Origin of the sequence: Halomonas sp. S3-1-1, assembly GCF_023757625.1 — a bacterium.
Taxonomy (GTDB): Bacteria; Pseudomonadota; Gammaproteobacteria; order Pseudomonadales; family Halomonadaceae; genus Vreelandella.
In genome coordinates this window covers 78,256-89,901 of the sequence record NZ_JALGBZ010000009.1, presented here as the reverse complement: position 1 = coordinate 89,901, position 11,646 = coordinate 78,256, and the positions used below count along the sequence as shown (strand labels likewise).

The following is an 11,646-nucleotide window of genomic DNA, read 5'->3' as shown; positions in this document are numbered from 1 at the left end:
CTGACGACCATGGCTTGCGTGAACCACCCGATCCCTTGCCGAACTCGGAAGTGAAACCGCAACGCGCCGATGGTAGTGTGGGGTCTCCCCATGCGAGAGTAGGTTATCGTCAGGCACCCATCCCGAAAAATCCCCCGTCTCTCCGAGGCGGGGGATTTTTTTGTGCGTGGAAAAATACTCGCCCGAGAACTTGATTGCCCGATAGCTGGACTATGAAAAGCCGGCTGCTGTCATTCACTGAACAAAAACCGTATGATGGATAGGTCGTTTGATTCGGCAAAAGGAGCGTAAAAAATGAAAGGAGACACGATGAAAAAACTATTGATGGCCGCTTTGATCGCACTGATGGCTGGCGGACTGGCAGCTTGCGATAACGATCAGGGTCCGGCGGAAGAAGCGGGCGAGAATATCGATAACAGCATTGAAAACGCTGGCGAGAGCATCGAAGATGCGGGTGAAGATATAGAGGACGCTGCGGAGAATTGATACTCGTCGTCCGCTAAAAGAGAGCCGCCCCTAGGGGCGGCTTTCTTGTATCGGGACTATTGCCGGGGCTATTACCGGAACTATCGAAAGCGCGCCGTGGCAAATGATGTCGGCGGGGACTTCTGGTAAATAAGCCGCTCGCGAGCCCGATAACGTGACCTGCGATGGTATGATGCGCCTCGAATTCAATACGATCGGCACAAAGTGGAGTCAACCGTGAGTGAAATAGCGCCCGCAACCTGGCTTGTGTACTGTCGCCCGGGCTTCGAACCCGATGCGTTGGCGGAGATGCAGCACCACGCCGCGTTGGCTTGCGTACCCTGCGTTCCCGCGCTGGGTGAGGGTTGGGTGAGCCTAACGCGAACCGACGACGAGCCGATCAACGCGCTGCATCGCGACGCGCGATTCGACAAACTCATCTTTGCGCGTCAGAGTCTGGCCGCGCTGGCTGCGCTTTCGCTTTCGAAGGAGGACCGGCTCACGCCGATTCTCGAGCAGATCAAATCAAGCCGCTGGAGCTTCGAGGAGATCTGGCACGAAACGCCGGATACCAACGATGGCAAGGCGCTGGCGGGGCTGATCAAGGCGTTGACCAAGCCGCTGGAGAGTTTATTGACCAAGCGCGGCGCGCTTAGGCGTAAGGCCGGCGGTCGGCGGCTGCACGTTTTCTGGACCGGCGGCGACCGGGTCCAGCTTGCCATCAGCTTTCCCAGCAATCGCAGCGAGCTCAAAAATGGCATTCGCCGGCTACGCTTTCCCTCGCGCGCGCCCAGCCGCTCGACGCTCAAGCTCGAAGAGGCGTGGCATGAGTTCGTCCCTCGCGAGGAGTGGAACACCCGGCTTGCCGAACACATGCAGGCGGCAGATCTGGGCGCTGCCCCTGGCGGCTGGACCTGGCAGCTCGTTCAACGCGGCATGTACGTCTACGCGATCGATAATGGCCCGATGGACAAGGCGCTAATGAAAACCGGCCAGGTCGATCATTTGAAAGAGGACGGCTTCGTTTGGGCGCCGGACCAGCGGCTGGACTGGCTGGTGTGCGACATCGTTGATAAGCCCGTTCGCGTACTGACCATGGTGGAGCGCTGGCTGACGCGCCAATGGTGCCGCGAGGCGATCTTTAATTTGAAACTGCCGATGAAAAAACGTTGGGACGAAGTGACGCGCTGTTTGGCCACCCTGGAGGAGTCACTGAAAGAGGCAGGAGTCGGTGCCGAGATTCGCTGTCGCCACCTGTATCACGATCGTGAAGAGGTGACGGTTCACGTACGTTTGACTAACTAAACCTGCGACTCAGCGAGCGGGACGTCAATTATCAGAGGGCGGCTTCGAATACCTGTACGGTTTCGTCTTCGGTGAGAAGCGGCAAAATTTGCTCCATCGCTCTGGCTCTCGCCTCGCTTTGGTGCCACTCTTTCCAGGCGCGCAGGTCGCGCCACTTGGTGATCATGAGGCGACGATCCGGCTGGCCGATCTTGACCAGCGTTTCACCGCTAACGAAGCCGCTTACGCCGAGTGAGACACGCATCGCCTCGCGAGCCGCCTGTTCGTACTCCTGCTCAAGGCCGGGCATGATGCGCCGTTCGATGATAACTTTAACCATATGCCACTTCCTTACCGAGGCCCGAGATGACTGATACGACGCCCGCCAGTGACGCTACTCTGGATACTACCGGGCTTTACTGCCCCGAGCCCATTATGCTTATGCATAACAAGGTTCGTGACATGAGTGCCGGGCAGGTACTTGAAGTCGTAGCAACCGACCCGGCCACCACGCGCGATGTGCCGAAGTTCTGTCAGTTTCTGGGCCACGAACTGATGACCCAGCGTGAAAACGAAGGCGAATACCGCTACTTCATTCGCCTGGCGTAATCCATCGAGCGGCGCCTGACATTACTCGTCGTCGGGCACGACCATCATCGCCAGCGCTTCCAGTGTGGCCGGATCCTCTTCGAGAATACGATTGGCGATGTGGCGCTGGAAGAAGTAAATGGTCTGATAGCGTGTATGGGCGTCGAATAAGCACGCATCACCCAGGATGATCGGCGACATCTGCGCTTTCTCTTCGTCGGCGAGCAGCGCCTCGACCGTCCCATTGCTATAAAGACGCCAGCCGAACACCGGCTTCATGTGCCAGGGCGCATCTTCCTGGTTCATGCACAGCGCATGGGTGCCAAGGGTATCGGGGATTTGCTGAATCAGCGCCACATCCTTCGAGAATTCATACTCGAAGTAGTCGGCTGCCGCAACGAGTTCGGCGTGCTTATGCTCCGGCGGTAGCTCGAAAATTTCTTCGGTTTCCGGGTCCCGATAGCCAACGAAATGGCCGTTTTCCTGACTGTCGAGCTCGTTGCAGGCGCACAGCCCGTTCATCCAGGGCACCAGACCCACGACGTTGCCGTCGTCGCGCAAGCCCCACGCCAGTATCGGCAGGCCGTAATAGGTGTCGGGACTCGCAGCGAGCTGGTAAACCATCTCGAGTCCGTCGAGCTCGGGAGCTAGACGAATCACGCACTTTCGCGCCTGCTGACGTTGGCGCGCGGTTTCCAGGTCGATGACCTGGGCAGAGTGGGGTGAATGGGTTCGACCCATAGTGTCCCTCCTGGTGCTGCGTGGTCACGACGTTGATAGGCGCGAAACTGCCTACCGCGTATTTCAACCAATAGCACAGGTTGGGCGCCAGGTTAAGAGAACCTACTTAATTTTTAATCAACGCCCTGATCCAGCGCACAGACCGGGTACGCAGTGCGAAGCGCAAGGTGCTCCATTAGCGCGGTTTCAAAGCGTGGCCAGGGGGCGCCGGCGATCTCCAGGGAGAGCCACCGGCGCTGATAGTCGACCACCGCCTTGGGGGCCTCCACCTCATGAGCATCGATCAAGGCGTTGACTGCGCCAAGCCAGCGCCGGGCAGCAAGTGCCATGTTTGCCAGCCCGTCGTTTTGCCAGGGCGGGAGGCAATGAGCGGCGGGCAGATTGGTTGTGGGTAGATTGTTCGTGGGCAGATGGGTCGCGAGCAGCCGGTTGGCCTCCTCCAAACGCTTGGCCGCCAGCAACAGCGTGCGCAGCACTTCGGCCGTCAGCGGGCGCGCCTGAAGGGCTTTCAGGTGCTGCTCGAGAGTGGCGGAGTCCGCCTGCCACTCGAGGCTGTAGGTGTTGAGGACCATCGTCTTGAGATAGCCAAGCGCGTCGAGCTCGCGGGCCATGTCTGGCAGCGCCGTCAACTCCAGCGGCTGGCTCGCGCGGGAGAAGTTCTTTTCCCACTCCTCGGAGTCGAACAGCGCATTAAAGCCCACGGCGGGCAGCTGCTCGGTCTTGAGTTCGGTCAGGTTCAAAAGCCGCGCTCGGTCGTTTTCACCCAGCCCTTCAGCGATATCACTTTGAGAGCAGCGCTCAAGACGTTGCCACAGCTCGCGCTCGTAAAGCCAGTGTTGGCTGGGAGGGGCGACGCGCCCAAGCTGGTTGTTGCGCGCCGCGACTAGCGAGGTAATGTCGCACTCGCGAAGCGCGTAGACGTTGAGCATGCTTTCGCGGATTTCCGGCACGTCGAGCAGCCGCTCGCGGCGGGCGGGAAAAGCGCCGATGTTGGAGGGCGCCTCGCGCGCGATCGGCGCGGCGTTAAGCGCATCTTCCAGCGTCCGGTGATACGCCTGCCAGGCCGGATCCTCGCCATTACCGCAGGCGCTCAGCAGCAGCGCTGAAACCAGTGTGGCTATCATCGAAAGAGGGCGTTTCATGCGCTTACCTCAGGCTGATCCGTTTCAGGCGCCACACAAGCAGCAGTGCCGCGGTGCTTAGCCCGGCGATCAGGCCGATCCAGTAGCCGTGAACGCCGAGCGGCCCGGTGAGGCCGCCGAGCCCTCGATTGCCTAACCAGTAGCCGCCGCCCAGGCCGACGATCCAGTAGGAGAGTACGGTGATCACCATGACGATCCGGGTGTCCTTGTAGCCTCTGAGCGCGCCGGCCAGGTTCACCTGTAGCGAATCGGAGAGCTGGAAAACCACCGCCAGCGAGATGATTGAAAGCGTCAGCGCCTGAATCTCCGGGTTGGCGGTATAGAGCGCGATGACCGGCTTCGCGCTCAGCCATAAAAACGCGCTGTTGACCGCGGCGACAAGAACGCTCAGCGCGATGCCGTTCCAGGCGACGTGCCTTGCGTGCGCCGGGCGGGCCTGGCCGAGCGTATTGCCCACTCGCACCGTCAGCGCCATGCTCAGCGACAGCGGCAGCATGAATAAAAGCGATGTATAGCTTAGCGCGATTTGGTGGGCGCCCACGGTGACTTCGCCCAAGCTTGCAATGAACAGCGCAATCAGCGTGAACAGCGTCACCTCAACGAAGATCGCCACGCCGATCGGCATACCGACGACGATCAGCTCGCGAATGCCGGCCCAGTACGGGCGATATAAGCGCTGCCAAAGCGAAATGCCCTGATAGTTACGGCTACGGCTTCGCGCCGTGTAGAAGGCCATGGCCAGCGCCATCGACCACATGGAAAGGGCGGTGGCGATCCCACAGCCCAGCGCCCCAAGCGCGGGCAGCGTAACAAGCGGGGCGGGTAGCCAGGCGCCGAAAAGATCGGTCAGGCCGTCGCCGCCGTAGATCAGCACGTAATTGCTCGGCACGTTGATCAACAGCCCGATCAGGCTGATCCAGAGCGCCGGGCGCGTATGGTTCATACCATCGGAAAACGCGCGCAGCGCCTGGAAAAGCGCGATGCCCGGCATGCCGAACGCGACCGCGCCCAGATACGCGCTCGCCTCGCGCGCCACGGCTTCGGGAACGTCCATGCGCTCGAACACGGGAAGCGTCGCGGTATGCAGTAAAAAGGCGGCCACGATGCCAAGCACCAGCGCGACCCAAAGCGCCTGGTGAACCGCTCTGGGAATGTCCTCGGTGCGCTGGCCGCCCAGCAGGTGCGCAACGATCGGCGTTACGCCCATGAGCGTGCCGGTCATGAACAGCATCAACGGCGTCCAGAGGCTCGAGCCCACCGAGACGGCAGCAAGCGAGGTGGCGCCAAAGCGGCCGGTCATCATGGTATCGACCACGCCGATGGCGGCCTGGGCGAGCTGGGCACCCACGATGGGCAGGGCCAGCGCGACCAACAGGCGAGTTTCGGGCCAGTAGAGTGATTTGATACGATGAACGGCGGCGCCCACGATAAGGCTCCTCCACGTGAGGGAGTCGATGAAAGGGCGCAAGCGTAGCAAATTTCGCCGCCTGATGCCTGTAAACGGGGCTCGGCGGCCGCGTTTCCCCCCCTTGTTTTCCACCCTTTTTTGAAGTGATGCGATAGTGACCAAGACCCTCGAGCGCTGGACGCTGGCCGATATCACCGCGCTGTTTGATGGCATATTCGCCGGCACCTACCACACCCGCTTGATCAAGGGCGGCGACGAGCCGCTTTACCTGCCGGCAACGAGTGAGACGCCGTATCACCAGGTCATTTTTGCGCGTGGCTTCTTCGCCAGTGCCCTGCATGAAATCAGCCACTGGTGCATCGCCGGCGCCAAACGTCGCGAACAGGAGGATTACGGCTACTGGTATTTGCCGGATGGGCGCGACGCCGACGAGCAAGCGGCCTTCGAGCGCGCCGAAATTGCCCCTCAGGCGCTGGAATATCTCTTCACCCAGGCCTGCGGGCGCGCCTTCAACGTTAGCGTCGACAACCTGGGCGGGGCGGTCGAGGTCGACCGTGCCGCTTTTGAGGCGAACGTGCTCGAGCGTGCCGCGCGTTTCGAGCGCGAAGGGCTGCCGCTTCGCGCCCGGGCGTTTCGCCGGGCGCTATCATGCTTTTATCAGCAGGGGGATACGCTCGAGCAAGCCATTAATGCCGGCATTGAGGCGCTCGGCACCGAGGCGCTCGGGTGCCCAAGCAGCTGACTAGTCGTCGCGCTCGCTCAAGCGCTGGTGCAGGGCGAGCATCACCTCGACTTCGTGCTCGGCGCGCATGGGCTCGAGGCCTCGGTCGCTGAAGGTGTCGCCGCGCAGACGGTGCCACTCGCCGCTCGATAGCCGATCGTAAAGCACGTGGGCGGGGGCAAGCTCGATGAAAGGGTCCAGCCCATAGGTATCGAACAGGCGAGCCAGTGCCGCTTCGTCCTCGCCGTTATCGCTGGTATAGAGCGTGGCGGAGAAGTGGTCGGTTTCGAGCTCGCGAATCACGTCCAGCGGGCTTACGCCCAAACTTTCGAGCTCTTCGATGCTGTAAGCGCCAGAGACGTTGGTATCCTCATCGATCCAGCTGTCGTCGGGCTGAATCAGTGTCTGTTTGATGCGCCCATCCGGCAGCGACCAAGCGACTGCCAGCGGTAGGCCATCTTCCTCGCCGGTTTCGATGGCGATAAATCCGGGAATGTCGGCCACGTTAACTCTCCTTCAAGGCACTATCGAGATTGAAAAAGCGCCGGGCGGTGCGGGTGGTTTCATGGATCAACGTCTCTTCCTCTACGCCGGCCCAGTGGGCGATCTCCCGGCTGATCCAGGGCAGCAATGCGGGCTCGTGGCGGCGGCCCTTGAGCTTGGCCGGCAAATTGCGCGGCAGCAGATAAGGGCAGTCGGTTTCGAGCATCAGCCGGTTGAGCGGAATGTCCTTACAAAGCGGGCGCAGGTGATGGCCGCGGCGTTCGTCGCAGATCCAGCCGGTCAGGCCAATATGCAAATCGAGATCCAGATAGCCGTAGAGCGTCTGCGCCTCGCCGGTGAAGCAGTGGATCACCGCTTTGGAAATATCGTCACGCCAGGCCTTGAGAATATCGCGCATGCGCGCACCGGCGTCGCGTTCGTGAAGAAACAGCGGCAAGCCGCTGTCGGCGGCAAGCCCTAGCTGCGCCTCGAACGCTTTCTCCTGCTCCGCCGGGGTGGAGAAGTTTCGATTGAAGTCGAGACCACACTCGCCGACCGCCACAACCGCAGGCTCTTTATGCAGCGCTGCCATTTGGCGGGCGAGCGCGTCACTCCAGTGGCTGGCGTCGTGGGGGTGGACGCCGGCGGTGGCGTAAAGGCCGGGGAAACGCTCGGCCATTGCCACGGCCTGCTCGGCGTGGGGGAGATCGGTGCCGGTCACGATCATCGTCGTCACGTTGGCTGCCTGGGCGCGCTCAATCACCGCGTTCAGATCGCGCTCGAAGCTTTCGTGGGTCAGGTTGGCACCGATATCCACCAGCGCCTCGCGCGGGCGAAAACACAGCGCCTCGGGTAAAAAGGATGACGTGTCGGTTGTGGTCAAACCCGGCTCCTGCAGGTGGGCGCCTTATCGGCGGAATCGAATCGCGTCATTGTAACGGGTGAGGGGGACGCCCGGCTAATACCAAAGCAGCAGGATGAACCGATTGCACCAGATAAATGGGCAGTGAACACTATTGAGGATCAAACAGCCGTTTAACACGCCAATAAAAAGCGAGCCGCCCATGCCCAGCGTCACTCCCAAAATTCTGCCCGCCACCGCCTCGGCGACGAATCCGCCGCTGTTGATTCGTGACCTTCTTACCGCCGGGGTCCGCGTTGCCGGCGACAACCCGATCGTCTACCGCGATCACTGCCGCCACGACTATCGCCGCTTCGAGGAGCGCGTGCATCAGCTCGCGCAGATGCTGACCGCCCAAGGCGTCGAGGCCGGCGACGTGGTAGCGGTGCTCGATTGGGACAGCCACCGCTATCTGGAGTGCTTTTTCGCCATTCCCATGATCGGCGCGGTGCTGCATACCGTGAACGTGCGCCTGGCGCCGGAGCAGATTCTCTACACCATGGAGCACGCCGAGGACGTTTTCGTGCTGACCCACGAGGACTTTTTGCCGCTGCTCGAACCACTGGCGCCAAAACTCGACCGGGTACGCGGCTACGTGCTCTGCCAGGAGACGCCGCAAGCGGTAAATACGCCACTCAACGTCGTTGGCGAGTACGAGGCGCTGCTCGGCGAGCAGCTAGATCAATACGACTTTCCCACCTTCGATGAAAATGCGGTGGCCACGCTTTTCTATACGACCGGTACGACCGGCAACCCGAAAGGGGTGTTCTTCACTCATCGTCAGCTCGTGCTGCACACGCTCAATGAGGCGAGCCTTTTTCAGGCCGCCGGCGTAGAGCTTTTGAGCCGCGACAAGGTGTACATGCCGATCACGCCGATGTTTCACGTTCACGCCTGGGGCGTGCCCTATACGGCCACGCTTTTGGGTGCCACCCAGGTATATCCCGGCCGTTACGACGCCGAGATGCTGGTCAAGCTGCTGGTCGAGGAAAAGGTCGACTTCTCCCACTGCGTGCCGACACTGCTCAACATGGTGCTCACCACTGAAGCGGTCGCCTCTAAGCGGGTGGATCTGACCGGCTGGAGAGTGCTGATAGGTGGCAGTGCCCTGACCGAAAGCCTGGCCAAGCGTGCCTGGGCGCTGGGCATCGACACCCGAAGTGCCTACGGCATGTCCGAGACCTGCCCGCTGTTGACCGTCGACATTTTGCCGCGCCACGTCGAAGAGGCACCGTTCGACAGTCAGCTTGGCTGGCGCTGCAAGGCCGGTCTGCCCACGCCGCTGGTCGATATCGACGTGGTCGACCCCAGCGGCCAAGTACAGCCTCGGGACGGCCAAAGCGTTGGCGAGGTACGCGTTCGCGCGCCCTGGCTCACCCAGGCCTACTTCAAGGAGGAGGCGCGCAGCGAAGAGCTCTGGTGCGACGGCTGGCTTTACACCGGCGACGTGGGCTCGATCGACGAGGCGGGGTTTTTGACCATCAGCGACCGCATCAAGGACGTGATCAAGACCGGCGGCGAGTGGCTTTCGTCGCTCGAGCTCGAAAGCCTTTTGAGTCAGCACCCGGAGGTCGCCGAAGTAGCGGTGGTCGGTGTTGCCGACGAGAAGTGGGGCGAGCGGCCGGTGGCCTGGGTGGTCCCACAAAACCTGAACGAACCACCTTCGTTTGAAGCGCTGATTTCCTTCATGGAGCGTTTCGTCGAGCAGGGCAAGCTCAACCGCTGGGGCGTGCCGAAGGACATTCGCATCGTCGACGAGATTCCCAAGACCAGCGTCGGCAAACTGGATAAAAAGCGTATCCGAAGCGGGCTCTGAGGCGTCGGCGCCGGTTGGGTCGGGCAGCGGTGATTCGATTTCACCGTTCCCCCGGGCCATGCGTTACACTGTGCGCCTGACGACATGGAGGATACCGCGTGACCCTGTTACGACTTGAACAGTTACAACTGGCCTACGGCACACAGACCCTGCTGGACCGCGCGGAGCTTACGGTGGAGAAGGGCGAGCGGCTGGCGCTGGTGGGTCGCAACGGCACCGGTAAGTCGACGCTTTTGAAACTGGTGGCCGGCGACATCCAGGCCGACGACGGCACCGTCTGGCGCGCGCCGGGCCTGAAGGTCGGCGTGCTCGCCCAGGAGCTGCCGGAGTCCTCCGGCATGACGATCTTCGACGTGGTGGCCATGGGCCTACCGGAAGCCGGCGAGCTTTTGTCCGAGTACCACCAGCTGATCAACGCAGCCGACCCGAACATGAACCGGATGGCCACACTTCAAACGCGCATCGAAGCGATCGACGGCTGGTCCTTTCACCAGCGCATCGACGTGGTGCTCACCCGGTTGGGGCTGCCGCCGGAAGCGGAGATGAACGCGCTCTCCGGCGGCTGGCGTCGCCGCGTGGCGCTGGCTCGCGCGCTGGTCTCCGAGCCGGATCTGCTCCTACTCGACGAGCCTACCAACCACCTGGATCTCGACACCATTGCCTGGCTCGAGGAGCAGCTTCTCGCCTTCAACGGCGCCGTGCTGCTGATCACTCACGACCGGGCGTTTTTGTCGAAACTTGCGACCAACATTCTCGAGCTCGACCGGGGCAAGCTCGGCCGCTACCCCGGCAAGTACGAGGAGTACCAGGCACGCAAGCAGCACGAGCTCGAGGTAGAGGCGCGTGAAAACGCCGAGTTCGACAAGAAGCTTGCTCAGGAAGAGACCTGGATTCGCCAGGGCATCAAGGCGCGGCGTACCCGCAATGAGGGCCGCGTGCGTGCGCTGGAAGCGATGCGAGCCGAACGCAGTCAGCGCCGTGAGCGCCAGGGCAGCGCGAATTTGACCGTGGACAGCGGCGAGCGCACCGGCAAGCGAGTGGTCGAGCTCAAGGGCGTCAGCCAGCGCTTTGGCGATGACGTCATCCTCGATAACGTCAACCTCGAGATCATGCGCGGCGACCGCATCGGCTTTTTGGGCCGCAACGGCGCGGGCAAGACCACGCTTCTGAAGATCCTGCTCGGCGAACTCGAACCCACCGAAGGCAGCGTCCAGCTCGGCACCAATCTGAAGGTCGCTTACTTCGATCAGCTGCGCGCGGGCCTGGAGCTTGAGAAAACCGTTTACGACAACGTCGCCCAGGGCAGCGACCGAGTCAGCGTTGGCGGGCGCGATCGTCACGTCATGAGCTACCTGCAGGATTTCCTGTTCACCCCGGACCGGGTACGCCAGCCAGTGAAGGCGCTTTCCGGCGGCGAGTCCAACCGGCTGCTGCTGGCCAAACTCTTCACCCAGCCGGCGAACGTGCTGGTGCTCGATGAGCCGACCAACGACCTGGACATGGAAACCCTCGAGCTTTTGGAGGAGCTGCTGCTCGATTTCGACGGCACTCTGTTGCTGGTTTCCCACGACAGAACCTTTATGGATCACGTGGTGACCAGCATGCTGGCGTTCGAAGGCAACGGTGCAGTGCGCGAGTACGTGGGCGGCTACAGCGACTGGATTCGCCAGGGCGGGAAGCTGCCACCGGCGCCCTGGGAGGGCGCAGCGCGCCAGAACACCGAGCCGACCGGCAAGGTTGAAGCGAAAAGTGCCGAGAAGCCCAAAAGCGCCCCGGCAAAAAAGTCGGCCAAGCTCTCCTACAACCTGCGCCGCGAGCTGGAGGCGTTGCCCGCCGAGATCGAAGCTCTGGAAGCCGAGGTGGCGGCGCTTGAGAAGGTGATCGGTGAGCCAACGTTTTATCAAAAGCCAGCCACCGAGGTGACGGCCAAGCTGAACGAGCTGCAGGGCGTACAGGATCGCCTTGAGGTAGCGATGGAGCGCTGGATGGAACTCGAGGCGATGGCGGGCGAGTAGACAGGCCGGCTGGATTTGGCAGGATGTGGAATAGTTTGAAAGACAAAAGGCGCCCCGCGGGGCGCCTTGCGCTAGCAGTGGC

General features: G+C 61.8%; 12 protein-coding genes and 1 rRNA gene. 7 read left to right on the top strand and 6 right to left on the bottom strand.

Going from position 1 to position 11,646, the window contains the following annotated elements:
* From rrf to rlmM, 3 genes are all read left to right on the top strand, one after another.
* Positions 1-115 (top strand): 5S ribosomal RNA (rrf, locus tag MQW23_RS18870).
* A 179-nt stretch (positions 116-294) separates the two neighbouring features.
* Positions 295-486, top strand: coding sequence for a hypothetical protein (locus tag MQW23_RS18865; protein WP_252109769.1), 192 nt, complete (start codon positions 295-297; stop codon positions 484-486).
* Between the two features lie 216 nt (positions 487-702).
* Positions 703-1,770 (top strand): 23S rRNA (cytidine(2498)-2'-O)-methyltransferase RlmM, encoded by a 1,068-nt coding sequence (gene rlmM / locus MQW23_RS18860; RefSeq protein WP_252109768.1) that lies wholly within the window; start codon positions 703-705, stop codon positions 1,768-1,770.
* A gap of 31 nt (positions 1,771-1,801) precedes the next feature.
* On the opposite strand, the gene MQW23_RS18855 is transcribed toward rlmM, so the two are convergent.
* Positions 1,802-2,089: an antibiotic biosynthesis monooxygenase family protein gene (locus tag MQW23_RS18855; protein WP_252109767.1), complete on the bottom strand. Its 288-nt coding sequence runs from the start codon at positions 2,087-2,089 to the stop codon at positions 1,802-1,804.
* A 26-nt stretch (positions 2,090-2,115) separates the two neighbouring features.
* Here MQW23_RS18855 and tusA point away from each other — a divergent pair, with 26 nt between their 5' ends.
* On the top strand, positions 2,116-2,358 hold the full coding sequence (gene tusA, locus MQW23_RS18850; RefSeq protein WP_252109766.1) for a sulfurtransferase TusA: 243 nt from the start codon (positions 2,116-2,118) through the stop codon (positions 2,356-2,358).
* Between the two features lie 21 nt (positions 2,359-2,379).
* Here tusA and MQW23_RS18845 read toward each other — a convergent pair whose 3' ends face one another.
* From MQW23_RS18845 to MQW23_RS18835, 3 genes are all read right to left on the bottom strand, one after another.
* On the bottom strand, positions 2,380-3,078 hold the full coding sequence (locus MQW23_RS18845; protein WP_252109765.1) for a hypothetical protein: 699 nt from the start codon (positions 3,076-3,078) through the stop codon (positions 2,380-2,382).
* A 113-nt stretch (positions 3,079-3,191) separates the two neighbouring features.
* On the bottom strand, positions 3,192-4,220 hold the full coding sequence (locus MQW23_RS18840; RefSeq protein WP_252109764.1) for a DUF3080 family protein: 1,029 nt from the start codon (positions 4,218-4,220) through the stop codon (positions 3,192-3,194).
* Positions 4,221-4,224: 4 nt separating this feature from the next.
* Positions 4,225-5,646, bottom strand: a complete 1,422-nt coding sequence (locus MQW23_RS18835) for an MATE family efflux transporter (RefSeq protein WP_252109763.1) — start codon at positions 5,644-5,646, stop codon at positions 4,225-4,227.
* Positions 5,647-5,779: 133 nt separating this feature from the next.
* Between MQW23_RS18835 and MQW23_RS18830 the strand changes: the two genes are divergently transcribed.
* Entirely contained in the window at positions 5,780-6,370 is a 591-nt protein-coding gene (locus MQW23_RS18830; RefSeq protein WP_442908630.1) for an elongation factor P hydroxylase, read from the top strand.
* On the opposite strand, the gene MQW23_RS18825 is transcribed toward MQW23_RS18830, so the two are convergent.
* Together MQW23_RS18825 and MQW23_RS18820 are read right to left on the bottom strand one after the other, a co-directional pair.
* Positions 6,371-6,853, bottom strand: a complete 483-nt coding sequence (locus tag MQW23_RS18825) for a hypothetical protein (RefSeq protein ID WP_252109761.1) — start codon at positions 6,851-6,853, stop codon at positions 6,371-6,373. It abuts the gene before it with no gap.
* A 1-nt stretch (position 6,854) separates the two neighbouring features.
* Positions 6,855-7,715, bottom strand: coding sequence for a TatD family hydrolase (locus tag MQW23_RS18820; protein ID WP_252109760.1), 861 nt, complete (start codon positions 7,713-7,715; stop codon positions 6,855-6,857).
* Positions 7,716-7,896: 181 nt separating this feature from the next.
* Between MQW23_RS18820 and MQW23_RS18815 the strand changes: the two genes are divergently transcribed.
* Together MQW23_RS18815 and MQW23_RS18810 are read left to right on the top strand one after the other, a co-directional pair.
* A complete protein-coding gene (locus MQW23_RS18815; protein WP_252109759.1) occupies positions 7,897-9,549 on the top strand; it encodes a fatty acid--CoA ligase in 1,653 nt (550 codons plus the stop codon).
* A gap of 98 nt (positions 9,550-9,647) precedes the next feature.
* Positions 9,648-11,564 carry an ATP-binding cassette domain-containing protein gene (locus tag MQW23_RS18810; protein ID WP_252109758.1) on the top strand — a complete coding sequence of 639 codons (1,917 nt, stop codon included), beginning with the start codon at positions 9,648-9,650 and terminating at the stop codon, positions 11,562-11,564.
* Positions 11,565-11,646 lie beyond the last annotated feature (82 nt).

What these genes read in the sequence shown, in the direction of transcription:
- MQW23_RS18865 (WP_252109769.1), top strand. Translation starts at nt 295, where the DNA reads ATGAAAGGAGACACGATGAAAAAACTATTGATGGCCGCTTTGATCGCA.
- MQW23_RS18855 (WP_252109767.1), bottom strand. Translation starts at nt 2,089, where the DNA reads ATGGTTAAAGTTATCATCGAACGGCGCATCATGCCCGGCCTTGAGCAG.
- tusA (WP_252109766.1), top strand. Translation starts at nt 2,116, where the DNA reads ATGACTGATACGACGCCCGCCAGTGACGCTACTCTGGATACTACCGGG.
- MQW23_RS18845 (WP_252109765.1), bottom strand. Translation starts at nt 3,078, where the DNA reads ATGGGTCGAACCCATTCACCCCACTCTGCCCAGGTCATCGACCTGGAA.
- MQW23_RS18840 (WP_252109764.1), bottom strand. Translation starts at nt 4,220, where the DNA reads ATGAAACGCCCTCTTTCGATGATAGCCACACTGGTTTCAGCGCTGCTG.
- MQW23_RS18815 (WP_252109759.1), top strand. Translation starts at nt 7,897, where the DNA reads ATGCCCAGCGTCACTCCCAAAATTCTGCCCGCCACCGCCTCGGCGACG.